Below are 26,871 nucleotides of genomic sequence, written 5' to 3'. Positions count from 1 at the left end.
ATCGGACGGCCAGAAGATGTGAACTTGCAACCAGTAGTTCCGGACAAGGGTCGCGCTGCTGAGGAGCGTAGCGTGGGGGCTGGGTTCGAGCGCTCGGATCAGGCTGCGAAGGGGTGTTGTGCCGGAGCTGGCGGGAGGTCGTGGAAGCTGTAAACCGATGGACGCGCCTCGCGCTGCGCGAGCCATCCGGAGACCCGGGCTCCGCCGTTCACCGGCACGCCGTCGCTGACCGTGCGCACATGCGTGACCCCGTTTCACCCTGCTCTTCCTTGGTGAGGATGGCAGCGCGCTGGTGGCCTGCGCGAGCTGGACGCTGCCGTGAGCGCAAGAAGGCCACCGCTCTAGGAGAGCGGTGAGACGACTTGTGCCCTGACCTGCGACTACTTGACCCGGACCGCCATCACCCCAAGTGCTCTGCCAGGAACTGCGGTTCCCCGTGTAGTGCTTCCACACGTGCCTCCTGAGCTGTCGGCCAAGGTCGGGGCCGGGAGCCTACAACCTCGCTGAACCAGTCGAGGTCTTCGGGCGAAAACTGCCCTGGCCATGTCCTCCTGCCTGTACACCCCCAACTCCCATCCCGTCTGCCGTCGGCCCACACGCATGTGGAGCGGACGCGGTGCCGGGCGTCCAGGTGGAGCGCCCAACTGGACGAACGACCTGGACGCCCGGTGCCGTGTCTGCTCGGCTTGTCCTGGGCCGATGGCAGACGGGATGGGAGTTCCCCGCCCCAGCCATCCACGGCCGGCACCCGCCCGCGGCGCCCCCGCCATCCCGGAGCCTGAGGCCCCCGCCGGAGGCATGTCGGTGACAGATGGAACCGGTGGCCGTTGGGGACTGCCGCATGCCCTTTGGCCTATCCCGTCTTGCAGGGGCGGGCGTCGGCGCAGCGGGGGCGGAGCGGGCCGAAGGCAGGAGCGTCGCCCCAGAGCGGAGCCGGGAAGCCCGCCCGGCGGAGCGGAGCGCAGCCGGGTGCTTGATGAGGTAGAGAAACCTGTAACAGGTCCCAGCCGCCCAGGTGGTCTTGCCGCTCAGGCCAGCAACTGCTGGCATACCTATGGGGACGGCAGTCATGGGGGGCTGATGAGCGATCTCACGGTGAATCCGTGGAAGAGGCATGGCAGGGACCGGCTCTACGTGAACCTGCCGGACGGAACGGCTGTCGCCTGGGCAGATCGCGCGACGCTGACCGTGACGATCAAGGTCCAGAAGTATCGGGATGAGGCGTTAGCCCTCCTTCGCCTACACCTCGGGGACGGACTCACAGTTGGCTCCACCCCCTCACCTCCCGTCGGGACATCGGCACCCGCGCCGTCTCTCCCACAGCGTGAGCCCATGCCCCCAAAGCGCCGGCCGGAACGGTCGGCATCCCTCCCGCCCCTCTCTCCCAGCGAGGATCTGGCACGGAACCGCCCCGGAGCAGGGATCCTGCGGCTACTGGCCGCGCAGGGCGAAACGACGGCACAGCGGTGGAAGACGAAACTGCTGGGGCAGTCCTCGGAGTGGGACAGCTGGTACACCGGGCTCGCGGGCGAGCGGCGGGTAGGTCGAGAGCTGAAACGCCTATCTCCGCTCGGCTGGCGGACCCTCCACGGCGTGGAGAAGAGCAACGGCGGCGATATCGATCACTTGGTGATCGGCCCCGGCGGTGTGTTCAGCATCAACACGAAGACGCACAAGGGTGCTTCGGTCTGGGTCGGGGACACGATGGCCAAGGTCAACGGCGGGCCACCGCATCCCTACGCCGTTGCGAGCAAGGCTGAGGCCGACTATGTACGAAGGGTGCTCGGGCGGTACTGCGGCTTCGATGTACCCGTCGAACCGGTCCTGGTCTTCGTGGGCATCGCATCCTTACAGCGTGCGGCAACGCAGTACACCGTACGGATCTACCAGGAACGGGAGGTGTCGGCCCTCGGGCCCCTCACCGGTGTGCTCAGCCCGGAGCAGGTGGAAAGCGTGTACGACGTGGCCCGTCATCGGCGCGCCTGGCTCCGAGCCTGACCCGCTTCGTCCAGCAGGAGTCGGCTCGTGAAGCCTCGTCGGCACAGCCGCTCGTACGCCTCGGTCACGTCGTCCGGCACCGGCTGGCTGATCATGAAGCCCTGCGCCGGGTAGATCAGTAGACGCTGCAACGCGCCGACCAGCATGTCGATCACCAGGCGGGCGTCACCGATGGAATCGACGTACTCCTCCAGCGTCATCGGGCTGGAAGCGCTGACGATCTCCACCTCGGGCCACAGCTTCCGCGCCGTGGCGTACGCGCGCCGCTCTTCGTACGGCTTGCTGATCAGCAGCACAGAGGACACGTCGATGCCGGCCTCCGCGAGAAGCTGCCGGGAGAAGCGAATGTTCTCGCCCGTGTTCCGGGCTCGCGGCTCCACCATTACGGCCGAGCTGGGGACGCCGAGTTCGAGAGCGCGCTCGCGGTAGTGCACGGCTTCGCCGCGAGGCATCCGCTCTCGCGTCGTCGCGCTGGTGGCTCCGCTGAACAGGAGCAAGGGCGCCATGCCGGTGCGGTACAGATCGACTGCGGTGTCGGCTACGCCCAGGTCGTGGCTGCCGAGCCCGAGCGCGACGGAGCACGGCCGCGGCGTGTGGCCCATTTGGTGATAGGCCCACAGGCGCCGCGTGTCCGCCCAGTCCTGCGTCGAGATCACTCCTGGCCTTCCCTGTCCTTCGCGGAGTCCGGCACCTTGAAGTCGTACTCCCAGGCGAATCGCGAGGCGGCGTGCACCCCGATGGCGTATTCGACCACGGTGCCGTCTGCCGTGTAGGTCGTCCGGTGCAGTTCCACGACCGGCTCGCCAGGCGGCAACTGCAGAAGCCTCGTCTCGTCCGCAGTAGGCGTCCGGGCGAAGATCCGCTCCTTCATGTGGTCGATCTCGTAGCCAGCGTCGTACAGCACGCGAAATCCGCCGCCTCGGCCGGCCGGACCGGGGGTCGGATCTACCAGGCGCGTACCTTCCACGTGCTCGGGCCGGTAGTAGCTGGTCAGCGTGTGTGTCGGCTGGTCGCCCTCCTTCACGAGCCGGGCACGGGCGTAGACCTGTGCGCCCGCCGGGAGTCCGTGTGCGGCCGCCGCCTCCGGAGGCGCCTCGACAAAGTCGACTGACTGGGTCTGCTCGTTGCGGCGGTACGGCCGGCCCGAGGCCACGCGGTCCGCGATGAAAGCCACCTCGTCCCCGTCGCGCCACTTCGCCTTGTCGTAGCGGGCGATACCGAGTCGCTTCAGTGGCACCTGCTCTCGCACGACAGTCCCGTGTCCCCGGGAGGAGGTGACCAGACCTTCCGCTTCCAGCGCCTTGTAGGCGGCATGGACGGTGGACTTGGAGCCTTCACCCGCGTCGACCAGGTCTCTGATGTGCGGCAACTGCTGGCCCGGCGCGTAGTCACCCCGTCTGATCTGCTCCGCCAGCTTGTCCGCCAGCTCCCGCCACTTGGGCGCCATCTCGAACTCCTCTCGTCGGAATCAGTCAAACACAGTCCCAGGACTGTTGACAGTCCTAGGACTGCGGTGCACTATCTCCTTAGTCGCTCGCAGTCCTAGGACAGCGGGCTTCGGCAGTCCTCTTCGGGCTGCTCCGACAACGCTGGAGGTACTGATGCCGTCGTTCAAGGTGGACACGTCGACTGCCGTGGTGTTCGTGGCCACGGCCCCGACCCCGAAGCTCGTGAGCAAGCAGACCGGTGAGCGCGCCATCGACCGGGAGACCGGTGCCGGGCTGTCCACGGTGGGCCTGCTGATCTCTGACGATGGGGAGGGAACCCTCTGCCAGGTGACCGTTCCGGAGACCGGTCTCCCCCAGGGGCTGACGCCGGGCACGGTGGTGTCGGTGATCGGTCTCAGGGCCCGTGACTGGGAGAACTCCTCCAACGGTCAGATGCGGCACGGCATTGCGTTCCGCGCCGTCGCCCTCACGGTCGGGGTCTGACCATGACCGATCTGTCGACGTTATGGGAGGTCGGCCTCCCGCTGGCCGCCGGTGCGGGTGGTCTTCGATACGCCCAGGTGCGTGCGCCGCGTGTGTTCTGGTCCGTACTCGGGCTGCCGGTGGCCCAGGTGCGGTTCGCGATGACGTACCGCTCGACCATGGACGTGTGCGGGCTGACGGTCCAGCCGTCCCGCCTGCGGGCGTTCCTCGTCCGCAACGTCGCCCGCCGCAGCGACGTGCAGCCCGTACCGCCGAAGATCCGCCGAGTACGGGGATCGTCGACCGGCATGCGGGTGACCTTGCGGCTTCCGGCCGGACTGGAGCCCGCCGACGTGATCGCGGCCTCCGAACGGCTGCGGCACGCCTGGGGCGTCCACTCCGTCCACGTGGTCGAGACCCGGCCGGGCTTCGTCGAGCTGCGGATGACCGGCTACGACGTGTTGCGCCGGGTGAAGATGCCGCGTCGGCGGCCCTCCGGCCCGATGACCGTGCCGGTCGCGCTGCGGGAGGACGGCACCGCGTTCGTGCGGGATTACCTGAAGGTGCCTCACGCGCTGACGCTCGGTGCCAACCAGTCGGGCAAGTCCATGTACCAGCGCAACCTGATCGCGGGCCTCGCCCGGCTACGGGTGGCCCTGGTCGGGATCGACTGCAAGCGCGGTGTCGAGCAACAGGGTTACGCGCCCCGGCTGTCGGCGCTGGCCGTTACGCCTCAGGAGGCGTCCGGGCTCCTGGACGCGCTCGTGGGCGAGATGGAGACCCGCTTCGACCTGCTGAGCGCCTACGGCGCCGCCGACCTGTGGGGCCTGCCCGAGGAGGTTCGGCCGGTTCCCGTCGTGGTGCTGGTGGACGAGGTCGCGGAGCTGTTCCTCGTGGCCAGCAAGAAGGACGAAGAGCGCCGGGACCGGATGGTCATGCAGATGATCCGCCTCGGGCAGATGGCCCGCGCGGCCGGCATCTACCTGGAGATCTGCGGCCAGCGCTTCGGCTCCGACCTCGGCAAGGGCGCCACCACGCTGCGCGCCCAGCTCACCGGCCGCGTCGTCCACCGCGTCAACGACAAGCAGACCGCCGACATGGGCCTGGGCGACATCGCCCCGGACGCGGTCATGGCCGTCACCGCGATCCCGCCCGACCGTCCCGGCGTCGCCGTGGCAGGCGATACCTCCGGCGGCTGGTCCCGAATCCGCACCCCCGAGATGAGCGCCGACGAGGCCGCCGCGATCTGCGCCCAGTTCGCGCACCGGACCCCGGACCTCCCGACCCTCGCCCCGTACCGGCCTGTGATCCCCGCCCCGGCGGGTTCCACCGGACCCACACCGCTGGCGACGCCAACTCCGGCCACGAACTAGCGACTTCCCCAGAAAGGAGGTGGCTCGTGTTTCGGAATCTCCGCCCTGACGCCGTGCTCGTCCAGGCCGTCATCGCTGGTGCCCTGTCCTTCGCCCACCTTCACGATCTCGCTGCCGCCGCCGGACAGGACGGTTGGAAGGCCTGGGCCTACCCGGTCAGCGTCGACTTGCTGCTGGTCGCCGCCTGGCGCCGGATGCGTACCGATACGGGCAACCGCGACGCGTGGCTCTGGTTCGCTATCGCCCTCGTCGCCTCACTCGGCGCCAACGTCGCCACCGCCGGACTGCTCGACCTGCACAACGTCCCGCCCTGGCTGCGCATCCTCGTCGCCGGATGGCCGGCACTCGCCTTCCTCGGCGGCACCCTCCTCGCCCACGCCCCGGCCCCGGATCCACGGCCTGAGCCAGAGCTCGCCGAGGAACCCGCGCTGCCTGACCTGACCGTGGAACGCGCCCCGGAACCGGCTCCCGAGCTGCCACCGGCGGCGCCCGCCCCGCAGGACATCCCACCGGATCCCACACTCACACCCGCAGCGCCTGCTGTACCCGTTCCGCCCGCGCTGCTCGACCACGCCCGGAAGATCGCGGATGCCCACCATGCCCAGACCGGCACCCCGATCGACGCTGCGACCCTCCGCGCCCGCCTCGGCGTTCCCGCCGCTCTGGCGGACTCGATCGCCCTCCAACTCGCCTGACTCGAAAGGGGACAGATCCATGCGCCCGAACCGCTTCTACAACGTCATCCGCATCGGCCCGGTGCGGGTCGGCAGCCACCAGGACGGCCGGGGCCGTACGAAGCACACCGCCGTCTGTACCGCCCCCGGCTGCGACTTCTCCGCCGACTACCTCACCCGCGCCGCCGCCGAACTCGCCGCCCGAACCCACCGCTGCAACCCGCGCTGATCGCAAAGGAGACCCGCGTCATGGACGTACCGCTCTGGCTCGCCCTGATCGCCGTCGGCGTCCTCGGCTACAAGCTCGTCCGCCCGCCGCTGTGGCTCGTCGCCGTGATCCTCCTCAGCGGCTTCCTCCTCGCCAACAGCTCTCTCGCCCCGTTCCTCGCCCCGATCACCAAGTAGGGAGACCAGCCATGTTCCGACCGCGCATCCCGGTCAACCCGCTCCCGACCGGCACCGTTGTTCCACTCGCTCACGCCGTCGCTGTCCCCGAGGCCGAGTCGCACCGTGAGCCTTCCTTGAAGTCCCGCGACCACCACGCACAGGCCGCACCGGCCCGTGCCATGGTTCAGCTCACCCCGGGCAGCGCGATCGCCCTTGCGGCCGGAGGTGGTGCCGTGGTCCTCGTGGTCGGCGCTGTCCTTGTCTCGATGCTGCTGGCGGTCGCCATCACCGGCGTCTCCGTCGCGGTGATCGCGGTGGTCCTGCGCCTGCTCGTCAAGGACCTCCAGAAGGGGCGGTAAGGCAGATGGACACGCACGTCATCGCAGCTGGCTTACCTGCCCTGGGCTGGGCCTTCCACGGCGGGATCCTCCTGCGCCGCCTGGCCACCGCCCGCCGAGACCCCCTGACCGGCCTGCACACCCGCGCCGGATGGACCACCCGCGCCGAACACCTCATCGCCAAGCACCGCAACGCGCTCGTGCTCTTGGTCGACCTGGACGACTTCAAGGCCGTCAACGACACCCACGGCCACGCCGCCGGAGACGCGGTCCTCACCGCGACCGCCCGCCGCCTGTCCAGCTGGTGCGGCCCCTACGGAATCGCCGCCCGGCTCGGCGGAGACGAATTCGCCGCAGTCGTCACCGACCCCGCCGCAACCCCGGGCCTTCCCGCCCTCCGGGCCGCCGTGGACCAGCCCGTCACGCACGACGGCTGCACCCTGCCGGTCTCCGCCTCGGTCGGCCACTGCCACCGCGCGAACCTTCCGGTGCCCACGCTCACCGACGCGCTCTCCGCCGCCGACTCCTCGATGTACGCGGCCAAGGGCCACGGCAGGCGCAACACACGCTAAGCGGCCCCCGGGACGGCCTCGGTCGCCAAACTTCCGCCGCCCCGGGCGCCTGAACCCCTCCAGATCCAACGGACCCGAAAGGGAAGCCTCATGATGCCCCAGACCACCTCGACCCCGCCGCGCATCTGCCACGACTGCGACGGCTTCGCCACCGCCACGATCACCACCGGCACACGCTCCACGGACGGCACCCGGACCACCATCCGTGTCAACTGCCCGGCCTGCCGGGGCCTCGGCCGCACCATCTCCGCCGGCCTCGTCCGCGCCGGGAAGTGAGCGCCTTGTCCGGCACCGCCACCGCGGCGGGCCTGGACCCGGCCACCCTGAGCGACCTGCTCCGGGTGGCCGGGGCCCCCGGCTTCGACCGCCTCCATGAACAGATCCGCCGCACCGGAGGATGCGCCGCCCCCATCCGCCTCTCCGGCGGGACCAAGCTCCTCGACCCCGCCACGCGGACTGTCCTCCACGCTTACACGACCGACGCCGAACCCGGCGGCGTCCTCCGGATCGCCTGCGGCAACCGCCGGGCCTCCCGCTGCCCCGCCTGCGCCTGGACCTACGCAGGCGACACCTACCACCTGATCCGCGCCGGACTCGTCGGAGACCCCGCCAAGGGCACCCCCGAAACGATCCGGGATCACCCCCGCGTCTTCGCCACCCTGACCGCCCCCTCCTTCGGCCCCGTCCACAACCGGCCCGGCACCCGCCCCTGCCGCTGCGGCATCCAGCACCCCGAAGACGCTGAAGAACTGGGCACCCCGCTCGACCCGTCCACGTACGACTACGCGGGCGCCGTGCTCTGGAACAACCACGCCTCCGACCTGTGGCGCTACTTCACGATCTACCTCCGCCGCGAGATCGCCGCCCGCGCCGGGATCACGCAGAAAGCCGCCCGCGAACAGTCCCGCGTCTCCTTCGGCAAGGTCGCCGAGTACCAGAAGCGCGGCGCCGTCCACTTCCACGCCGTGATCCGTTTCGACGGACCGGACGGGCCCGACAGCCCACCGCCTGTGTGGGCCACCCTCGGCATGCTCACCGACTCCATCCGGGCCGCCGCTGCTCGTGTCCGCGTCGTCGTGCCGGCCACACCGGAGCACGGCTTCGAGCACGACTGGGTGTTCCAGTGGGGCGAGCAGATTGACGTGCAGCCCATCGGCGCCTTCGGGAACGGAGAAGACCTAACGGAGCAGGCGGTCGCCTCCTACGTCGCCAAGTACGCGACGAAAGCCGCCGAGACGACCGGCACCGTGGACCACCCCGTGGGCAACAAAGAAGCGCTGATCCTCCTCGCCGTACCCGACCACCCGCGGCGGCTGATGGAAGCCTGCATGGACCTCGATAGGGCCTACCCGGAACGGCGCCTGCGGGCCTGGGCGCACATGCTCGGCTTCCGCGGCCACTTCTCCACCAAGTCCCGCCGCTACTCGACCACCCTCGGCGCCTTACGCCAAGTACGCGCCGACTACCGCGCCGCCCAACAACGCGCCTCCCTCGGCCTGCCCAACCCCGACGACCACCCGGAAGCCACCCTCCTCGTCGTCGCCCACTGGGCCTACGCCGGCAACGGCCACACACCCGGTGAGTCCTGGCTCGCCGCCAACATCCGCCGCGACATCCAGCTCAACCGTGAAACCGCCCGCGAAGCCCTGCTCGATTGGGAAGGAGACGTGACGTGAAGGACGAGCTGATGACCACGGCGGAGGTCCTATCCGAGTTGAAGGGGATTTCGCGGCGGACCTTCTACCGGTGGCGTGAACTCGGGAAGGCGCCCAAGGCATTCACGCTGCCGAACGGAGAGCTGCGTGTCTGGCGGAGTGACTTTCATGCCTGGCTTCGGAGCCGGGAAGGGGCTGCCGCGTGAAGTCCACCGATGTTCGGGTCTGGTCGATTCGGGTCAAGCCCGGGAAACGGCCCTCCTATGAGGTGCGATGGAAGGTTGCCGGGCTGTCTTTCTCTGAGACGCGTAAGACGAAAGCGCTCGCTGACAGTTTCAGGTCGAAGCTGCTTCGCGCCACGCGCGACGGCGAGGAATTCGACACGGTTTCGGGCCTTCCCGACTCCATGGCAGAGCGCAAGGCGTCCCCGAGCTGGTACTTTTTCGCGTTGCAGTACCTCGCGATGAAGTGGCCGCATGCCGCCCCGAACACCCGTGACGGGATCAACGAATCATTGACCTCCGTCACGCTGGCCCTGTTGGACGACCGGCCCGGTCGCCCCGAGGAGAGAGTTCTCCGGCGAGCGCTGCGCAACTGGGCATTCGTCATACCGGGGCCTGATGATCGAGAAATCCCGGACGAGATCGCCAACGCGCTTCACTGGGTGTCCAAGGCCTCTCGTCCCCTCGGAGATCTTGCGGATCCCGTCGTGGGGCGTGCAGTGCTCGACTCCCTCAAGATCAAGCTGGATGGGACAGCTGCCGCGGCGGAAACCGTTCACCGGAAGCGGCGAACCTTGGTGAATTCCATGCACTACGCGGTTGATCTCGGTGAGTTCCAGGAGAATCCGCTCGGTGCTGTTCGCTGGCAGAAGCCGAAGGTGGCCAACGACGTGGATCCCCGTGTCGTGGCGAATCCGGAGCAGGCGCGGTCACTGCTGTGCGCGGTGTCCTATGTCGGCGGCTTCAAGCGGGCCCGCGGCCGGCGCCTGGTCGGGCTCTTCGCCGGGATGTACTTCGGAGGCTTCCGGCCCGCCGAGGCAGTGGGGCTCTCCTCTTCGGATCTCACCCTCCCTGCCTGCGGCTGGGGAGAGGCACTACTGAACCGGTCCCGACCGAGTGTGGGGAGACAGTGGACCGATTCCGGCCTGAGCCATGACGACCGCGGGCTCAAGAACCGGCCCGCCGAGGAGGTACGGCGCGTGCCGATCCCGCCCCAGCTCGTCTCCGTCCTCCAGGAGCACATCGACACCTTCGGGACCGCTGAGGACGGGCGACTCTTCTTCAGCGAGGGCGGGGGAGTGGTGTCCTCCTCCACGTACTACCGGGCCTGGCAGGAGGCGCGGCTCCTGGCCCTGCCGCCGGCCGCCGTAGCTTCTCCGCTCGCGCGGCGCCCATACGACCTGAGGCACTCCGCGCTCTCCACCTGGCTCAACGCCGGTGTCGACCCGACCGAGGTTGCGGCACGAGCCGGAAACAGCGTGGAGGTACTGCTCGGCCGGTACGCCAAGTGTCTCGACGGCCGGCAGGAGGTCGGCAACCGGCGCATCGAGGAGCTGCTGCGCGAGTACGAGTGAGAGGTGGGCCGTTGTGGCCCGAGGCCCCTAGGGAAACCTGGGGGCCTTCGTGTTTCCCAGGCTGACCTGGGGAGTTGTGGAGGCGTCCAGGCCGCGAATAGGCCGCAGGGGCTGTCATGGGGCTGCATGGCCTGGCGTATGGCTGCACATACGCGAAGACCCCGTCTCAGCGAACTCGCTGATGGCGGGGTCTTTGGGCACTTCCTGCGAAGTGCCCCCGGCAGGATTCGAACCTGCGCACACGGCTCCGGAGGCCGTTGCTCTATCCCCTGAGCTACGGGGGCGTGTCGTTCGCGTTGCGGCGACGGGTTGAACACTACCAGCTTCCGCGGGGTGATCAGGAACCGATTACGGGGGTTCGGGGCGCGGGTCGCTCGGAGGGGGTGGAAGTGGCAAAAACCCGGACGCGGGGGCTTAGGGCGACCTACTCTCGAGTTGTGCCAGGCGCCTCGGGCCGGGTGCTTGTTGTCGACGACAACAAGGTCATCCGGCAGCTGATCAAGGTCAATCTCGAGCTGGAGGGCTTCGAGGTCGTGACCGCGAACGATGGTGTCGAGTGCCTGGACATCGTGCGCGACGTGTGCCCCGATGTGATCACCCTTGATGTGGTCATGCCCCGGTTGGACGGGTTCGCGACCGCCGCGCGGCTGCGCGCCGATCCGCGGACGCGGCACCTGCCCCTCGCCATCGTGAGCGCCTGCACGCAGTACGAGGTGGAGGCCGGGATCGACGCCGGGGTGGACGCCTTCCTCGCCAAGCCCTTCGAGCCCGCCGAGCTCGTACGGGTCGTACGCCGGCTCATCGAGCGCAAGGACCGGCGCGAGCGGAAGGGTGCGCCGGCCGGGCGGGGGAGAGGGTAGCGCCGGGCACCTGTTCACATGGCGAAACCGTTCGCGGGATGGGTGGGCTTCTCCCCTAGGCTGGTCCCGTGACCCCCGCCGACCTCTCCAGCACCGTCGCACGCGCCGTGCGCCGTGCCGTCGAGGACGGGGAGCTGCCGGCCGCGGCGGAGGTGCCCGAGCGGGTCGTCATCGAGCGGACCCGGCCCGGCGGAGTGGGCGACTACGCCACTCCCGTCGCGTTCCAGGTCGCCCGGGCCGCCCGGCGGCCCCCCGCAGAGGTTGCCCGGGTGATCGCCGAGGGCCTCGCCGCGGAGCCCGGGATCGAGCGCGTCGAGATCACGGGCGCCGGGTTCCTGAACTTCACCCTCGCCCCCCGCGCCGCCGCCGGCCTCGTCCGCGAAGTGCTGTCGCGCGGACCGCGCTACGGGTACGCGGACGACGCCGTCGAGACGGAGCCCTTCTGCTGGGCCCCCACCGCCGAGTTCCGCCGGCGCGCCGTCCACGAGGCCGTCGTACGCATCCTGCGCAGCCAGGGACGGGGTGACGGCGGAGCACCGTCCGTCGTCGCGCCCGTCGCGCGCCGCGACGGGGACGTGGCCGCCGCCTACGGGCGGGACGCCGCGGTCTGGGCCGCGCTCGGCGTTCCGGCCCGCGAGACCCCCCAGTTCGGGGCCGGTCTCCTGGTCCAGGACGAGTCGAGCGAGTTCTTCCTCGTACGGTACGCACACGCCCGCGCCAAGGCCCTCGGCCGCGGCGCCGCCCGCCTCGGCTTCGGCGCCGAGCCCGCCGAGCCCGCCGAGAAGCCCGGGCCCGGCGAGCGCGAACTGCTGCGGCTGCTCGCCGAGTACCCCCTCGTACTGGAGGCCGCCGCGCATCGGCGGGCGCCGGAGCAGCTCGTCCGGTTCCTCGTGCGCGTCGCCGACGAACTGCTCGATTTCCAGCACTGCGTCCTGCCCAAGGGGGACGAGAAACCCTCGGCCGCCCACCGCGCCCGGCTGGCTCTTGCCGAAGCCGCCGGGACGGTGCTGGCCGGCGGCCTGGCCCTTCTCGGCATAGACGCACCTGACTGCCTGTGATCTGCGAAGAGAGATACCGATGAGCCGTTCCGCGCACCCCGCCGGGCCCCGCCACGCCGACGTCCTGCCCGAGGGCCACTACTCCCCGCCGCCCGCCGACCTCAACGCGCTCGACGAGAAGGTCTGGGCCCGCACCGTGCGGCGCGACGGCGACGGAGTGGTGACCGTGGGCGGCATGCCCGTCACCGCGCTCGCCGAGGAGTTCGGGACGCCCGCCTACTTCCTCGACGAAGAGGACTTCCGGGCCCGGTGCCGCGCCTGGGCGCACGCCTTCGGACCCGACGCCGACGTGTTCTACGCGGGCAAGGCGTTCCTCTCCAAGGCCGTCGTGAAGTGGCTGCGGGAAGAAGGGCTCAACCTCGACGTCTGCTCCGGCGGGGAGCTGACCACCGCCCTCGCCGCCGGCATGCCCGCCGATCGGATCGCCTTCCACGGGAACAACAAGTCCGCGGACGAGATCACCCGGGCCGTCACCGCCGGCGTCGGCCGGATCGTCCTCGACTCCTTCCAGGAGATCGCCCGCGTCGCGCACATCGCCCGTGAGCTGGGCGTACGCCAGCCCGTCCAGATCCGCGTGACCGTCGGCGTCGAAGCGCACACGCACGAGTTCATCGCCACCGCGCACGAGGACCAGAAGTTCGGCATCGCCGTCGCCGACGGCTCCGCCGCCGAGGCCGTGCGGCGCGCCCTCGGGCACGACAGCCTCGAGCTGCTCGGCGTCCACTCCCACATCGGCTCGCAGATCTTCGACATGGCCGGCTTCGAGGTCTCCGCGAAGCGCGTGGTGCGGCTGCTGGCCGCCGTACGGGACGAGCACGGCGTCGAGCTCCCCGAGATCGACCTCGGCGGCGGCCTCGGCATCGCGTACACCGCCTCCGACGACCCGCGCGAGCCCCACGAGATCGCCAAGGCCCTGCACGAGATCGTCGCCCGGGAGTGCGAGTCCGCCGGCCTGCGCGCGCCCCGCATCTCCGTGGAGCCCGGTCGCGCCATCGTCGGCCCCACCGCCTTCACCCTCTACGAGGTCGGCACGATCAAGCCGCTCGAGGGGCTGCGCACGTACGTCTCCGTCGACGGCGGCATGTCGGACAACATCCGCACCGCCCTCTACGACGCCGAGTACGCCGTCACCCTCGTCTCCCGCGTCTCCGACGCCGAGCCCATGCTCGTCCGCGTCGTCGGCAAGCACTGCGAGAGCGGTGACATCGTGGTGAAGGACGCCTTCCTGCCGGCCGACCTGGCCCCGGGGGACCTCCTCGCCGTACCCGCCACGGGGGCGTACTGCCGCTCCATGGCGAGCAACTACAACCACGCGCTCCGCCCGCCCGTCGTCGCCGTGCGCGACGGGCAGGCGCGGGTCATCGTCCGGCGCGAGACGGAGGAAGATCTCCTGCGTCTGGACCTCGGATGATCCGGTTATTTCTGGGGGAAGCCCCCATACCCCCAAAATAGGTGCCGATAGGTGTCTCACTCAATGGACCGAGGATGGAAAGTCCTGTCCATTGAGTGAGACTGGTTGAGACCTGGCGCGCAACCCGCGCGCCGGGTGGTGATGGAAGATCGAAAGGCGTAGGTCGAATGATGCGTACGCGTCCGCTGAAGGTGGCGCTGCTGGGCTGTGGAGTGGTCGGCTCAGAGGTGGCGCGCATCATGACGACGCACGCCGACGACCTCACGCAGAGGATCGGCGCGCCCGTCGAGCTCGCCGGCGTGGCCGTGCGCCGCCCCTCCAAGGTGCGCGAGGGCATCGACCCCGCCCTGGTCACCACCGATGCGACCGCCCTCCTCAAACGCGGCGACATCGACGTCGCGATCGAGGTCATCGGCGGCATCGAGCCCGCCCGCACCCTCATCACCACCGCCTTCGAGCACGGCATCTCCGTCGTCTCGGCGAACAAGGCGCTGCTCGCCCAGGACGGCGCCGCGCTGCACGCCGCGGCCGAGGCGGGCGGGCTGGACCTGTACTACGAGGCCGCCGTCGCCGGCGCCATCCCGCTGGTCCGCCCGATGCGCGAGTCCCTCGCCGGAGACAAGATCAACCGGGTCATGGGCATCGTCAACGGAACGACGAACTTCATCCTCGACAAGATGGACTCCACCGGCGCCGGGTACCAGGAGGCGCTCGACGAGGCCACCGCCCTCGGGTACGCCGAGGCCGACCCCACCGCCGACGTCGAGGGCTACGACGCCGCCGCCAAGGCCGCGATCCTGGCCGGCATCGCCTTCCACACCCGGGTCCGCCTCGACGACGTCTACCGCGAGGGCATGACCGAGGTCAGCGCCGCCGACTTCGCCTCCGCCAAGCGCATGGGCTGCACCATCAAGCTCCTCGCGATCCTGGAGCGCGCCGCCGACGGCGAGTCCGTCACCGCCCGCGTGCACCCGGCGATGATCCCGCTGACCCACCCGCTCGCCTCCGTCCGCGAGGCGTACAACGCCGTCTTCGTCGAGGCGGAGGCCGCCGGGCGGCTCATGTTCTACGGGCCCGGCGCGGGCGGTTCGCCGACCGCGTCGGCAGTCCTGGGCGACCTGGTCGCCGTCTGCCGCAACAAGCTCGCCGAGGCAACGGGGCCCGGCGAGTCGGCCTACACCCAGCTGCCGGTCAGCCCCATGGGCGACGTCGTCACGCGGTACCACATCAGCCTCGATGTGGCCGACAAGCCGGGCGTCCTCGCCCAGGTGGCGACGACGTTCGCGGAGCACGGTGTTTCCATCGATACCGTACGACAGCAAGGACGTCCGGACGGGGTCGGCAATGAGGCCTCCCTCGTCGTCGTCACCCACCGCGCGCCCGACGCCGCCCTCTCCGGGACCGTCGAGGCACTGCGGAAGCTGGACACCGTGCGCGGTGTCGCCAGCATCATGCGTGTTGAAGGGGAGTAAGGACCCATGAGCAGCAATCGCACCCACCAGTGGCGCGGCATCATCGAGGAGTACCGGGACCGCCTGCCGGTGACGGACACGACTCCCGTGGTGACGCTCCGCGAGGGCGGCACTCCCCTCGTCCCCGCGCAGGTGCTCTCCGAGCGCACCGGCTGCGAGGTACACCTCAAGGTCGAAGGCGCGAACCCCACCGGGTCCTTCAAGGACCGCGGCATGACCATGGCGATCACCAAGGCCAAGGAGGACGGCGCCAAGGCCGTCATCTGTGCCTCGACGGGCAACACCTCGGCCTCCGCCGCCGCGTACGCGGTGCGCGCCGGCATGGTCTCGGCCGTCCTCGTGCCCCGCGGCAAGATCGCGCTCGGCAAGATGGGCCAGGCGCTCGTGCACGGCGCCAAGATCCTCCAGGTGGACGGCAACTTCGACGACTGCCTGGACCTGGCCCGCGCGCTGTCCGACAACTACCCGGTCGCGCTGGTCAATTCCGTGAACCCGGTGCGCATCGAGGGCCAGAAGACGGCCGCGTTCGAGATCGTCGACGCGCTCGGCGACGCCCCCGACATCCACGTGCTGCCCGTCGGCAACGCCGGCAACATCACCGCGTACTGGAAGGGCTTCAAGGAGTACAAGGCCGACGGCCTGGCCTCCCGTACGCCCCGCGTGTGGGGTTTCCAGGCCTCCGGCTCCGCGCCCATCGTGCGCGGCGAGATCGTCAAGGAACCGCACACGATCGCCACCGCGATCCGCATCGGCAACCCGGCCTCGTGGGACTACGCGCTCGCCGCGCGCGACGAGTCGGGCGGCTTCATCGACGAGGTGACGGACCGCCAGATCCTGGCCGCGTACCGCCTGTTGGCCGCGCAGGAGGGCGTCTTCGTCGAGCCCGCGTCGGCGGCGTCCGTGGCGGGCCTGCTCAAGGCCGCCGAGCTGGGCCTGGTCGACCCGGGCCAGCAGATCGTGTGCACCGTGACCGGAAACGGCCTCAAGGACCCCGACTGGGCCGTCGCCGGCGCACCGCAGCCGGTCACCGTCCCGGTGGACGCGGAGGCCGCGGCCATCCGCCTCGGCCTGGTCTGACCCGGTCGGACCTCGGTTCGACCGCAATACCCCGGTTGCCGGATTCCGGAATGCCTCCCGAAGGCTTCCGGAATCCGGCAACTCGGGTCGTACGGCACAAAAGTCAACGCCATTCAGCGGATTCCACCGGAATCCCACGGAAGGAATCGACACGCATCGTGCGCCTCCTGTGCGCCCTATGTCGCGAGAGAACCTTCCTTCGATACGCTGTACTTACATCCGCCACCGCGCATATGACCGTGGTGCTGCCCAGTGGGCCTTCGGGTGTCGTACGTTCTCCAGTACATTCGCAGCGAGCCAGCGAAGATCTCGTCTCGCACAGTCACAAGGAGTGTCATCGGACGATGGCCGGTCCAGCGTTCCGCGCCGCCGCCGTACGGGTGCGCGTCCCCGCCAGCAGTGCCAACCTCGGCCCGGGCTTCGACGCCCTCGGTCTGGCCCTGGGGCTCTACGACGACGTCGTCGTCCGGGTGGCCGACTCCGGCCTGAACATCGACATCGCGGGCGAGGGCGCCGACACCCTCCCGCGGGACGAGAGCCACCTGCTCGTACGCTCCATGCGCACCGCCTTCGACCTGCTGGGCGGGCAGCCGCGCGGCCTCGAGGTCGTCTGCGCCAACCGCATCCCGCACGGCCGCGGCCTCGGGTCCTCCTCCGCCGCCATCTGCGCCGGCATCGTCGCCGCCCGCGCGGTGACCATAGGCGGAGAGGCCAGGCTGGACGACACGGCCCTGCTCGAACTGGCCACCGAGATCGAGGGCCACCCCGACAACGTCGCCGCCTGTCTCCTCGGCGGATTCACCCTCGCCTGGATGGACGGCGGCAGCGCCAAGGCGATCCGTATGGAGCCCGCCGATTCCATCGTTCCGGTGGTCTTCGTCCCCTCCAAGCCGGTCCTGACGGAGACCGCGCGCGGCCTGCTGCCGCGCAACGTCCCGCACGTGGACGCGGCCGTCAACGCCGGCCGCGCGGCCCTGCTCGTCGAAGCCCTGACCAGGCGTCCCGAGTTGCTGCTGCCGGCCACCGAAGACCGGCTCCACCAGGAGTACCGGTCCCCGGCGATGCCCGAGAGCGTGGCACTCGTCAACCGGCTGCGGGCGGACGGCATCCCCGCGGTCATCTCCGGCGCGGGCCCCACGGTCCTCGCGCTGGTCGACAACGGCGCGGCCGACAAGGTCGCGCAGCTCGCGGGCGAGGGGTGGGCGGCGAACCGGCTCGCCCTCGACGCCGCGGGTGCGAGCGTCCTGCCGCTGGGAACCCAGGGCGGCTAGGCCGTAGGGCAGACCCGCCGGGGGCGGGTGGCCAGGGCAGGCCGCCCGCGCCGCAGGCGCGATTGCCGGTGATTGAGAGGGGGAATATCTGTTGGATCCGGTAGTGTTAGTCTCAAGTGCGCAGCCGAAGCCGCCATGGCTCGGTGCTCAGTGTCCCCATCCGGGACCACCTTTCTTCCGGGAGCCTCCCCGACTGCTTTGATCGCTTCCAGCAGTTTCGAGCACGCTCCGGAATCGGCGTGACATTCCCACGCTTCCAGCTCGGGGGCTTCTCGCCGGAACCACCCATGCACGTTTCTCTCCGCCGTTCCTCTTTCGGCGGACCACCGCCCCGGCCGCGGCCCATGACCCATCAAGCCATGGACCGTTGTCGGACAGCACAACCGGTCGCCGAGCCAGACAGGCCGACGTCCGCTCCAGGGAAGGACCCTTCGTGAGCGACACCACCGATCTGATGGGCGCTGCCGACACCACTGTCGACACCAGTGCCCCCGCCGCGGGCGCCGCCCCCAAGCGTCGCCGCTCCGGCACCGGCCTCGAGGGCATGGTCCTGGCCGAGCTCCAGCAGGTCGCGTCCGGCCTCGGCATCAGGGGCACCGCGCGGATGCGCAAGAGCCAGCTGATCGAGGTCATCAAGGAGGCGCAGGCGGGAAGCAGTGCCCCGAAGGCCGCGGCTCCCGCCGCCGACGCCGCCGAGGCCAAGCCGAAGCGCCGCGCCACCAGCAAGGCCCGTACGGGCGAGGTCGCCGCCGAGGCGCCCGCCGAGAAGCCCGCCGCGCAGGCGCAGATCGAGATCCCGGGCCAGCCGGCCTCCGACGACGCGCCGGCCGGCGAGCGCCGCCGCCGTCGGGCCACGGCCCCCTCCGGCAGCCCGGAGGCCGCGGCCCCGGCCGCCGTGCAGGTCGAGACCAAGACCGAGACCGCCACCGCGACCGCTCCGGCCGACACCAAGGCCGAGGCCGCCACCGCCGTCTCCGCGCCCGCCCAGGAGGGCGAGGGCCGCGGCCGGCGCGACCGCCGCGACCGCGGTGACCGTACGGAGCGCGGCGAGGGCCGCCGCGACCGCCGCGACCGCGGCGCCAAGACCGACGACCAGGGCCAGGGCGCCCAGGGCCAGGGCCAGGCGGGCCAGGGTCAGGGCGGCGGCCAGGGCGGCCAGGCCGGCCAGGGTCAGGGCGGTGGCCGCGGCGACCGTCAGGACCGCCAGCAGCAGGGCGGCCGCCAGGACCGTCAGCAGCAGGGCCGCCAGGACCGTCAGGGTCCCCAGGGCAACGGCCCCGAGGACGACTTCGACGACGAGGGCGGTCGCCGCGGCCGTCGCGGCCGCTACCGCGACCGCCGTGGCCGTCGCGGCCGCGACGAGTTCGCGCCGGCCGAGCCGCAGGTCGCCGACGACGACGTCCTGATCCCCGTCGCGGGCATCCTCGACATCCTCGACAACTACGCGTTCATCCGGACCTCGGGCTACCTGCCCGGCCCGAACGACGTGTACGTCTCCCTCGCCCAGGTCCGCAAGGCCGGCCTGCGCAAGGGCGACCACACCACCGGTGCCGTGCGCCAGCCCAAGGACGGCGAGCGCCGCGAGAAGTTCAACGCCCTCGTGCGCCTGGACTCGGTGAACGGCATGGCGCCCGAATCCGGCCGCGGCCGCCCGGAGTTCCAGAAGCTGACCCCGCTCTACCCGCAGGACCGGCTCCGCCTGGAGACCGACCCGGGCGTGCTGACGACCCGCATCATCGACCTCGTGTCGCCGATCGGAAAGGGCCAGCGAGGCCTGATCGTGGCCCCGCCGAAGACCGGCAAGACCATGATCATGCAGGCGATCGCCAACGCGATCACCACCAACAACCCCGAGTGCCACCTGATGGTCGTCCTGGTCGACGAGCGTCCGGAAGAGGTCACCGACATGCAGCGGTCGGTCAAGGGCGAGGTCATCTCCTCGACCTTCGACCGCCCGGCCGAGGACCACACCACCGTCGCCGAGCTGGCCATCGAGCGCGCCAAGCGCCTCGTCGAGCTGGGTCACGACGTGGTCGTCCTGCTGGACTCCATCACCCGTCTGGGCCGCGCGTACAACCTCGCGGCGCCCGCCTCCGGCCGCATCCTGTCCGGTGGTGTCGACTCGACCGCGCTGTACCCGCCGAAGCGCTTCTTCGGTGCCGCGCGCAACATCGAGGACGGCGGCTCGCTGACCATCCTGGCCACCGCGCTGGTCGACACCGGCTCGCGCATGGACGAGGTGATCTTCGAGGAGTTCAAGGGCACCGGCAACATGGAGCTCAAGCTCGACCGGAAGCTCGCCGACAAGCGCATCTTCCCGGCCGTCGACGTCGACCCGTCGGGCACCCGCAAGGAGGAGATCCTCCTCAACAGCGAGGAGCTCGCCATCGTCTGGAAGCTGCGCCGGGTGCTGCACGCGCTCGACTCGCAGCAGGCCATCGAGCTGCTCCTCGACAAGATGAAGCAGACGAAGTCGAACGCCGAGTTCCTGATGCAGATCGCCAAGACGACCCCGTCGGGCAAGAACGACGACTGATCCGTCGATCCGTCGCCGTACACGGCATCACCGGACCGCCCCCACCGCAGCCGCGGTGGGGGCGGTTCTGCGTGGTGGCGCGATTGCGAGCTTCGACACACCCGCCGCGCGCGTGAACCTTCCCGCCGCGCGGTACGTCCCTCTGGGAAACCGCAGGTGGGCGGGGGTGCGCCCGATGGTGCACGGGCCGTTCGTCCCGTCCCGGCCGCCGCAGGGCCCCCGCAGGAGGTGCCTTCCGGCCGTGGAACCCTGGACGGCATTCGTCCGTCTGTGTCAGAGGGAACGTACTCAGGACTGAGGAGAGCATGAGCGACGACAGCAGGGGCGGCGGCAGGCGTGCCGCGGGCCGGCGCCGACGGAAACCACCGAAGCGCCGCAGGGCCCTGGTCATCGCCGCGTGGAGCGCCGCGGGCGTGGTCCTGCTGGGCGGGGCGGGTCTCGGCTGGTTCTACTTCCACCTGAACGGGAACCTCAAGACGGTCGACATCGACCAGGCGCTCGGCACCGACCGCCCGCAGAACGTGGACAACGGCTCGATGGACATCCTCGTCCTCGGCTCCGACTCCCGCGGCGGCGCCAATTCCGAGTACGGGCCGGACGACGGCGGCTCGGCCCGCTCGGACACCGCGATGATCGTCCACCTCTACGAGGGCCACAAGAAGGCCACCGTCGTCTCGATACCGCGCGACACCATGGTCAACCGGCCGGCCTGCACCACGGGCAACGGCAAGACCGACCGCGGCAGCTCGCGCTCCCAGTTCAACGAGTCGTTCACCATCGGCGGGGCCGCCTGCGCGGTCAAGACCGTCGAGAAGATGTCGGGGATCCGCATGGACCACTACATCGAGGTCGACTTCACGGGGTTCAAGAAGATCATCGACAACCTCGGCGGCGTCGAGGTGACCACCAACAAGCCGATCAAGGACTACGGGAGCCACCTCGACCTCCCGGCCGGCCCCAACAAGCTCAACGGGGAGCAGGCCCTCGGCCTCGTACGGACCCGCAAGACCGTCGGGGACGGCTCCGACCTCGGCCGAATACAGCTGCAGCAGGCGTTCATGAAGGCCCTGATCAAGCAGGTCAAGGGCATCGGCGTCTTCGACAACCCCAAGCGGCTGCTCGACCTCGCCGACACCGGCACCAAGGCGCTCACCACCGACAAGTCCCTCGGCGACGTGAAGTCGCTGATGGGATTCGCGCAGAGCCTCCAGGGCATCGACGCCCAGGACATGAAGATGATCACCCTGCCCGTGGGCCCGGACCCCCGTGACGCCGACCGCGTCGCCCCGCTGGCCAAGGAGTCCAAGATGGTCTGGGACGCCCTGCTGGCCGAGCAGCCGGTCCCCGCCGAGGCCACCGCGAACTCCATGGGTGACAAGGGCACCGCGGGACAGATCGTGCAGTGACGCACGAAATGCCTGCTCAGGCGCTTCCCGTGGGGGAGCGGAATAGATGCCGGACCCCCCTCGTTGAGGGAGGCGTCCTCAGAATTTTGACAGGCAGCCCGGTCCTGGCAGACTGGTCTGTCGGCCCCGGTTCACGCAGTGCGCAATTCGGCCCCTGCGACCCGGCGCCCTCCCGAATCTAGGAGACACCTTGAAGCGCGATGTTCACCCCGAGTACGTCGAGACCCAGGTCAGCTGCACCTGTGGCGCGTCGTTCACCACCCGTAGCACCCTGACCGAGGGCACCATCCGTGCCGAGGTCTGCTCCGAGTGCCACCCGTTCTACACGGGCAAGCAGAAGATCCTCGACACCGGTGGCCGTGTCGCCCGCTTCGAGGCCCGCTTCGGCAAGGCTGCCGGCTCGAAGTAGCGAGCCCCCGGCGCCGGACTCCGGCTGCACCCTGTCCACACGGGGGCAGCCGGACCGGCGCCTTTGTCGTCCCGCAGCCCTTTTTCGTACTTTTCACCCCAGGAGCCCCCGATGTTCGAGGCGGTCGAGGAACTGGTCGGCGAGCACGCCGATCTTGAGAAGAAGCTCGCCGACCCTTCGGTCCACTCGGATCAGGCCAACGCGCGCAAGCTCAACAAGCGCTACGCGGAGCTGACCCCGATCGTCGCGACCTTCCGTGCCTGGAAGCAGTCCGCCGAGGACATCGAGACGGCGAAGGAGTTCGCGGCCGACGACCCCGACTTCGTGGCCGAGGTGAAGGAGCTGACCGCGCAGCGCGAGGAGCTCACCGAGAAGCTCCGCCTGCTGCTGGTCCCGCGGGACCCCAGCGACGACAAGGACGTCCTCCTCGAGGTCAAGGCGGGCGCAGGCGGCGACGAGTCGGCCCTGTTCGCCGGCGACCTGCTGCGCATGTACCTGCGCTACGCCGAGCGCGTGGGCTGGAAGACCGAGATCATCGACGCCACCGAGTCCGAGCTCGGCGGTTACAAGGACGTCCAGGTCTCCGTCCGCACCAAGGGCGGCAACGGGGCCACCGAGCCCGGCCAGGGCGTCTGGGCCCGCCTGAAGTACGAGGGCGGCGTGCACCGCGTCCAGCGGGTTCCGGCCACCGAGTCGCAGGGCCGCATCCACACCTCCGCCGCCGGCGTGCTCGTCACCCCGGAGGCCGAGGAGGTCGAGGTCGAGATCAACCCGAACGACCTCCGCATCGACGTGTACCGCTCGTCGGGTCCCGGCGGCCAGTCCGTCAACACCACCGACTCGGCCGTGCGCATCACGCACGTGCCGACCGGCGTGGTCGCCTCCTGCCAGAACGAGAAGAGCCAGCTCCAGAACAAGGAGCAGGCCATGCGCATCCTGCGGTCGCGCCTGCTGGCCGCCGCCCAGGAGGCCGCCGAGCAGGAGGCCTCCGACGTGCGCCGCAGCCAGGTGCGCTCCGTGGACCGCTCCGAGAAGATCCGTACGTACAACTTCCCGGAAAACCGGATCTCGGACCACCGGACCGGCTTCAAGGCGTACAACTTGGACCAGGTGCTCGACGGCGACCTCGATCCGATGATCCAGGCCTGCGTCGACGCGGACTCGGCCGCCAAGCTGGCGTCCGCGCACTGATCCCCCGCTCGACCCGCTTCACCGTGCCCGCCCCCCGCACCACCCCCGTACGACAGCAGCCCGGAGGACCAGCGTGAACTTGCTGCTTGCCGAGGTGGCCCAGGCCACCCAGCGGCTGGCCGCCGCCGGCGTGCCCTCACCGCGCTTCGACGCGGAGGAGCTCGCGGCCTTCGTGCACGGCGTCAAGCGGGGGGAACTGCACCACGTCAAGGACGCGGACTTCGACGCCCGCTACTGGGAGGCCGTCGCCCGCCGCGAGGCGCGCGAGCCGCTCCAGCACATCACGGGCCGCGCCTTCTTCCGGTACCTGGAGCTCCAGGTCGGGCCCGGGGTCTTCGTGCCCCGGCCCGAGACGGAGTCGGTCGTGGACTGGGCCATACACGCCGTCCGGGCGATGGACGTGGTCGAGCCGCTGATCGTGGACCTGTGCACCGGCTCCGGCGCCATCGCCCTGGCCATGGCCCAGGAGGTGCCGCGCTCGCGCGTGCACGCCGTGGAGCTGTCCGAGGACGCCCTGCGGTGGACCCGCAAGAACGCCGAGGGGTCGCGGGTCACCGTCCACCAGGGTGACGCCCTGCGCGCCCTGCCCGAGCTGGACGGCCAGGTCGACCTGGTGATCTCGAACCCGCCGTACATCCCGCTCACCGAGTGGGAGTACGTCGCTCCCGAGGCCCGCGACCACGACCCCGAGATGGCGCTGTTCTCCGGCGAGGACGGGCTCGACACCATCCGCGGCATCGAGCGCACCGCGCACCGGCTGCTGCGGCCCGGCGGGATCGTCGTCATCGAGCACGCCGACACCCAGGGCGGCCAGGTCCCGTGGATCTTCGCGGAGGAGCGCGGCTGGGCCGACGCCGCCGACCACCCCGACCTGAACAACCGCCCGCGCTTCGCCACCGCCCGCAAGGCCATGCCGTGACGCCCCCGACCCGCCCCTCCACCCCCCTGCTGCACGAGGAGTCCCGCTGATGGCCCGGCGATACGACTGCAACGACGCGACGGACCGCAAGACGGGTCTGCGTGAAGCCGCATCCGCCGTGCGCCGCGGCGAGCTTGTCGTGCTGCCCACCGACACCCTGTACGGGATCGGCGCGGACGCGTTCAGCGCCGAGGCGGTCGGCGACCTGCTCGCCGCCAAGGGGCGCGGCCGCAACATGCCGACCCCCGTGCTCATCGGCTCGCCGAACACCCTGCACGGGCTCGTCACGGACTTCTCCGAGCAGGCCTGGGAGCTCGTCGACGCCTTCTGGCCGGGCGCGCTGACGCTCGTCGCCAAGCACCAGCCCTCGCTGGCCTGGGACCTGGGGGAGACCCGCGGGACCGTGGCCGTGCGGATGCCCCTGCACCCCGTCGCGATCGAGCTGCTGACCGAGGTCGGTCCGATGGCCGTGTCCTCGGCGAACCTGACCGGGCACCCCGCGCCCGAGGACTGCGACGCGGCGCGCGAGATGCTCGGCGACTCCGTGTCCGTGTACCTGGACGGCGGTCCGACTCCGGGGATCCAGCCGTCGTCGATCGTCGACGTCACGGGGAAGGTTCCCGTCCTGCTGCGCGAGGGGGCGCTGACCGCCGAGCAGCTGCGGGAGGTCGTACCCGACCTCGAGGTGGCCCCGTGAGCCCTGAGGGGCGTGGCATAGCAAGCGGGCGCACCTCCGGCGCCGACCACGGCTGGGGGGACCCCCACCCGGCGGGCGCCGGCGGGGACACGTTCCGCATCCTCCACGTCAGCACCGGCAACGTGTGCCGCTCGCCGATCACCGAGCGGCTGACCCGGCATGCGCTGGCGCACCGGCTGGGTGGCATTCCGGCCGGCGACCTGATCGTGGAGAGCGCGGGGACCTGGGGCCACGAGGGCGCCCCGATGGAGGCGAACGCGGCGGCCGTGCTCGCGGACTTCGGCGCGGACGCGACCGGGTTCACCGGGCGGGAACTGCTGGACGAGCACGTCATACGGGCGGACCTGGTGCTGACCGCCACGCGGGACCACCGCGCGCAGGTCATCTCGATGGGGCATTCGGCGGGGCTGCGGACGTTCACGCTGAAGGAGTTCACGCGGCTGGTGCGGGCGATAGATCCGGCCACGCTGCCGCCGCTGGACGACGGGGTCGCGGAGCGGGCCCGGGCACTGGTGCGGGCTGCCGCGGCGCTGCGCGGGTGGCTGCTGGCGCCGTCACCCGACGCGGACGAGGTGTACGACCCGTACGGGGCGCCGATCACCTTCTTCCGATCGATCGGCGACGAGATCAACCAGGCGCTGGACCCCGTGGTCACCGCCCTGACGGGCGTCAACCCTCCGCGCTGACGCTTCGGGGCGGCCCGCCCCCGCGGGTCTCCTCCGCTGAAACGGGCAGAGCGGGACAGGGCGCCCTAGAGTGGGGCTATTCGGGACAGCCCACTGGAGTCGCGCCATGAGCGTCATCACCCCGCCCTCGGACCTGCTGCGGCAGCAGGATCCGCAGATGGCCGACGTGCTCGCGGGGGAGGCGCGGCGGCAGGCCGACACCCTGCAGCTGAGCGCCGCCGAGAACTTCACCTCGCCCGCCGTACTGGCGGCCCTCGGCTCGGCGCTCGCCAACAAGTACGCCGAGGGCTATCCGGGCCACCGCTACCACGGCGGCTGCGAGTACGCCGACCTCGCCGAGGGGCTGGCCGTAGAGCGGGCCCGGGCCCTCTTCGGGGTCGAGCACGCCAACGTACAGCCGCATTCCGGCTCCTCCGCCGTGCTGGCCGCCTACGCCGCCCTGCTGCGGCCCGGGGACACCGTCCTCGCGATGGGGCTCCCGTACGGCGGCCACCTCACCCACGGCTCTCCCGCCAACTTCTCGGGCCGCTGGTTCGACTTCGTCGGATACGGGGTCGACGCCGAGACCGGCCTGATCGACTACCAGCAGGTGCAGGGCCTCGCGCGCATGCACCGGCCCAAGGCCATCGTCTGCGGCTCGATCTCCTACCCCCGCCACCCCGAGTACTCCGTGTTCCGGGAGATCGCCGACGAGGTCGGGGCGTACCTCATCGCGGACGCCGCCCATCCGATCGGGCTCGTCGCCGGCGGAGCCGCGCCCAGCCCCGTCCCGTACGCCGACGTCGTCTGCGCGACGACGCACAAGGTGCTGCGCGGCCCGCGCGGCGGGATGGTCCTGTGCGGATCCGAGTTCGCCGAGCGCATCGACCGGGCCGTGTTCCCCTTCACCCAGGGCGGCGCCCAGATGCACACCATCGCCGCCAAGGCCGTGGCCTTCGGCGAGGCCGCGGCGCCGGCGTTCACCACGTACGCCCATCGTGTGGTGGCCAACGCGCGGGCGCTGGCCGATGAGCTCGCGTCCCACGGGTTCGCGGTGACGACGGGCGGCACCGACACCCACCTGATCACCGCCGACCCGGCGCCGCTCGGCGTGGACGGTCCGACCGCGCGCGGCCGGCTCGCCGCCGCCGGGATCGTGCTCGACACCTGCGCCCTCCCGTACGGGGACCAGCGCGGGATCCGGCTCGGTACGGCGGCCGTCACCACCCAGGGCATGCGGGAGCCCGAGATGGCCCGGATCGCCGCGCTGTTTACCGCCGCGATGCGCGGGGCAGGCGCGAACCCCCGCGCGGAGGTGTCCGAGCTGACGCGCGGATTTGCCCCGTACGGGGAGTAAGAGGGACAAGCGGGGCGTACCGCAACCGGGACGGTGCCCCCTCGCGTCCTCGGTGAGGG

The 26,871-nt window shown here is 70.7% G+C and carries 28 protein-coding genes and 1 tRNA gene; 26 read left to right on the top strand and 3 right to left on the bottom strand.

Annotated elements, in window-relative coordinates; translation table 11 throughout:
* Nucleotides 1–1,080 precede the first annotated feature (1,080 nt).
* On the top strand, nt 1,081–1,998 hold the full coding sequence (locus tag ACFY1T_RS00220; RefSeq protein WP_390786337.1) for an NERD domain-containing protein: 918 nt from the start codon (nt 1,081–1,083) through the stop codon (nt 1,996–1,998).
* On the opposite strand, the gene ACFY1T_RS00215 is transcribed toward ACFY1T_RS00220, so the two are convergent.
* Both ACFY1T_RS00215 and ACFY1T_RS00210 read right to left on the bottom strand, forming a co-directional pair.
* On the bottom strand, nt 1,971–2,654 hold the full coding sequence (locus ACFY1T_RS00215) for a YdcF family protein (RefSeq protein ID WP_390786336.1): 684 nt from the start codon (nt 2,652–2,654) through the stop codon (nt 1,971–1,973). The two genes, ACFY1T_RS00220 and ACFY1T_RS00215, sit on opposite strands and share 28 nt — an antisense overlap.
* Complete coding sequence (locus ACFY1T_RS00210) at nt 2,651–3,445, bottom strand: GntR family transcriptional regulator (RefSeq protein WP_390786335.1); 795 nt, start codon at nt 3,443–3,445, stop codon at nt 2,651–2,653. The genes ACFY1T_RS00215 and ACFY1T_RS00210 overlap by 4 nt, the downstream gene beginning before the upstream one ends.
* A 154-nt stretch (nt 3,446–3,599) precedes the next feature.
* Here ACFY1T_RS00210 and ACFY1T_RS00205 point away from each other — a divergent pair, with 154 nt between their 5' ends.
* The 11 genes from ACFY1T_RS00205 to ACFY1T_RS00155 all read left to right on the top strand — a co-directional run bounded on the left by ACFY1T_RS00205 (nt 3,600) and on the right by ACFY1T_RS00155 (nt 10,483).
* Nucleotides 3,600–3,929, top strand: coding sequence for a hypothetical protein (locus ACFY1T_RS00205; protein ID WP_229336462.1), 330 nt, complete (start codon nt 3,600–3,602; stop codon nt 3,927–3,929).
* A 2-nt stretch (nt 3,930–3,931) separates the two neighbouring features.
* On the top strand, nt 3,932–5,281 hold the full coding sequence (locus ACFY1T_RS00200; protein WP_390786334.1) for an FtsK/SpoIIIE domain-containing protein: 1,350 nt from the start codon (nt 3,932–3,934) through the stop codon (nt 5,279–5,281).
* Between the two features lie 26 nt (nt 5,282–5,307).
* A complete protein-coding gene (locus ACFY1T_RS00195; RefSeq protein ID WP_390786333.1) occupies nt 5,308–5,976 on the top strand; it encodes a DUF2637 domain-containing protein in 669 nt (222 codons plus the stop codon).
* Between the two features lie 19 nt (nt 5,977–5,995).
* A complete protein-coding gene (locus ACFY1T_RS00190) occupies nt 5,996–6,184 on the top strand; it encodes a mobile element transfer protein (protein WP_229336459.1) in 189 nt (62 codons plus the stop codon).
* A gap of 20 nt (nt 6,185–6,204) precedes the next feature.
* Nucleotides 6,205–6,360 (top strand): hypothetical protein, encoded by a 156-nt coding sequence (locus ACFY1T_RS00185; RefSeq protein ID WP_229336458.1) that lies wholly within the window; start codon nt 6,205–6,207, stop codon nt 6,358–6,360.
* 11 nt (nt 6,361–6,371) lie between these two features.
* Nucleotides 6,372–6,701 carry a SpdD-like protein gene (locus ACFY1T_RS00180; RefSeq protein ID WP_390786332.1) on the top strand — a complete coding sequence of 110 codons (330 nt, stop codon included), beginning with the start codon at nt 6,372–6,374 and terminating at the stop codon, nt 6,699–6,701.
* Between the two features lie 5 nt (nt 6,702–6,706).
* Complete coding sequence (locus tag ACFY1T_RS00175) at nt 6,707–7,252, top strand: GGDEF domain-containing protein (RefSeq protein WP_390786331.1); 546 nt, start codon at nt 6,707–6,709, stop codon at nt 7,250–7,252.
* Between the two features lie 90 nt (nt 7,253–7,342).
* Nucleotides 7,343–7,528: a hypothetical protein gene (locus tag ACFY1T_RS00170; RefSeq protein ID WP_390786330.1), complete on the top strand. Its 186-nt coding sequence runs from the start codon at nt 7,343–7,345 to the stop codon at nt 7,526–7,528.
* Between the two features lie 5 nt (nt 7,529–7,533).
* A complete protein-coding gene (repSA, locus tag ACFY1T_RS00165) occupies nt 7,534–8,928 on the top strand; it encodes a replication initiator protein RepSA (RefSeq protein WP_390786329.1) in 1,395 nt (464 codons plus the stop codon).
* 11 nt (nt 8,929–8,939) lie between these two features.
* Nucleotides 8,940–9,113 carry an AlpA family transcriptional regulator gene (locus ACFY1T_RS00160; RefSeq protein WP_229345042.1) on the top strand — a complete coding sequence of 58 codons (174 nt, stop codon included), beginning with the start codon at nt 8,940–8,942 and terminating at the stop codon, nt 9,111–9,113.
* Nucleotides 9,110–10,483: a tyrosine-type recombinase/integrase gene (locus ACFY1T_RS00155; RefSeq protein WP_390786328.1), complete on the top strand. Its 1,374-nt coding sequence runs from the start codon at nt 9,110–9,112 to the stop codon at nt 10,481–10,483. Before ACFY1T_RS00160 ends, ACFY1T_RS00155 begins: the two co-directional genes overlap by 4 nt.
* A gap of 212 nt (nt 10,484–10,695) precedes the next feature.
* On the opposite strand, the gene ACFY1T_RS00150 is transcribed toward ACFY1T_RS00155, so the two are convergent.
* Nucleotides 10,696–10,767 (bottom strand) — tRNA-Arg (locus tag ACFY1T_RS00150).
* 105 nt (nt 10,768–10,872) lie between these two features.
* Between ACFY1T_RS00150 and ACFY1T_RS00145 the strand changes: the two genes are divergently transcribed.
* The 14 genes from ACFY1T_RS00145 (at nt 10,873) to glyA (ending at nt 26,812) form a co-directional block, all read left to right on the top strand.
* Nucleotides 10,873–11,343 carry a response regulator gene (locus tag ACFY1T_RS00145; protein ID WP_390786327.1) on the top strand — a complete coding sequence of 157 codons (471 nt, stop codon included), beginning with the start codon at nt 10,873–10,875 and terminating at the stop codon, nt 11,341–11,343.
* A gap of 68 nt (nt 11,344–11,411) precedes the next feature.
* Complete coding sequence (nrtL, locus tag ACFY1T_RS00140; protein WP_390786326.1) at nt 11,412–12,401, top strand: ArgS-related anticodon-binding protein NrtL; 990 nt, start codon at nt 11,412–11,414, stop codon at nt 12,399–12,401.
* A gap of 19 nt (nt 12,402–12,420) precedes the next feature.
* The gene (lysA, locus tag ACFY1T_RS00135; protein ID WP_390786325.1) at nt 12,421–13,812 is read left to right on the top strand and encodes a diaminopimelate decarboxylase; all 1,392 of its coding nucleotides are present in this window, start codon (nt 12,421–12,423) and stop codon (nt 13,810–13,812) included.
* Between the two features lie 167 nt (nt 13,813–13,979).
* Nucleotides 13,980–15,284 (top strand): homoserine dehydrogenase, encoded by a 1,305-nt coding sequence (locus ACFY1T_RS00130; RefSeq protein WP_030857123.1) that lies wholly within the window; start codon nt 13,980–13,982, stop codon nt 15,282–15,284.
* Nucleotides 15,285–15,290: 6 nt separating this feature from the next.
* On the top strand, nt 15,291–16,361 hold the full coding sequence (thrC, locus tag ACFY1T_RS00125) for a threonine synthase (RefSeq protein ID WP_030857125.1): 1,071 nt from the start codon (nt 15,291–15,293) through the stop codon (nt 16,359–16,361).
* Between the two features lie 344 nt (nt 16,362–16,705).
* Nucleotides 16,706–17,632, top strand: a complete 927-nt coding sequence (gene thrB, locus ACFY1T_RS00120; protein WP_390786324.1) for a homoserine kinase — start codon at nt 16,706–16,708, stop codon at nt 17,630–17,632.
* A 433-nt stretch (nt 17,633–18,065) separates the two neighbouring features.
* Nucleotides 18,066–20,168, top strand: a complete 2,103-nt coding sequence (gene rho, locus ACFY1T_RS00115; protein WP_390786323.1) for a transcription termination factor Rho — start codon at nt 18,066–18,068, stop codon at nt 20,166–20,168.
* 305 nt (nt 20,169–20,473) lie between these two features.
* Nucleotides 20,474–21,574: an LCP family protein gene (locus ACFY1T_RS00110; RefSeq protein WP_390786322.1), complete on the top strand. Its 1,101-nt coding sequence runs from the start codon at nt 20,474–20,476 to the stop codon at nt 21,572–21,574.
* 190 nt (nt 21,575–21,764) lie between these two features.
* A complete protein-coding gene (gene rpmE / locus ACFY1T_RS00105) occupies nt 21,765–21,983 on the top strand; it encodes a 50S ribosomal protein L31 (protein WP_030153765.1) in 219 nt (72 codons plus the stop codon).
* A gap of 111 nt (nt 21,984–22,094) precedes the next feature.
* Nucleotides 22,095–23,174 (top strand): peptide chain release factor 1, encoded by a 1,080-nt coding sequence (gene prfA / locus ACFY1T_RS00100; protein WP_030857133.1) that lies wholly within the window; start codon nt 22,095–22,097, stop codon nt 23,172–23,174.
* Nucleotides 23,175–23,247: 73 nt separating this feature from the next.
* Entirely contained in the window at nt 23,248–24,093 is an 846-nt protein-coding gene (gene prmC / locus ACFY1T_RS00095; protein ID WP_030857135.1) for a peptide chain release factor N(5)-glutamine methyltransferase, read from the top strand.
* 49 nt (nt 24,094–24,142) lie between these two features.
* Nucleotides 24,143–24,790, top strand: coding sequence for an L-threonylcarbamoyladenylate synthase (locus tag ACFY1T_RS00090; protein ID WP_030153769.1), 648 nt, complete (start codon nt 24,143–24,145; stop codon nt 24,788–24,790).
* On the top strand, nt 24,787–25,476 hold the full coding sequence (locus ACFY1T_RS00085) for a protein-tyrosine-phosphatase (protein ID WP_390786321.1): 690 nt from the start codon (nt 24,787–24,789) through the stop codon (nt 25,474–25,476). The genes ACFY1T_RS00090 and ACFY1T_RS00085 overlap by 4 nt, the downstream gene beginning before the upstream one ends.
* 106 nt (nt 25,477–25,582) lie before the next feature.
* On the top strand, nt 25,583–26,812 hold the full coding sequence (glyA, locus tag ACFY1T_RS00080; protein WP_390786320.1) for a serine hydroxymethyltransferase: 1,230 nt from the start codon (nt 25,583–25,585) through the stop codon (nt 26,810–26,812).
* Nucleotides 26,813–26,871 lie beyond the last annotated feature (59 nt).

This window comes from Streptomyces sp. NPDC001194 (genome assembly GCF_042896985.1).
Classification (GTDB): domain Bacteria; phylum Actinomycetota; class Actinomycetes; order Streptomycetales; family Streptomycetaceae; genus Streptomyces.
Note: the sequence above shows the minus strand (reverse complement) of the source record. Positions and strands in the feature narration are given on the sequence as shown.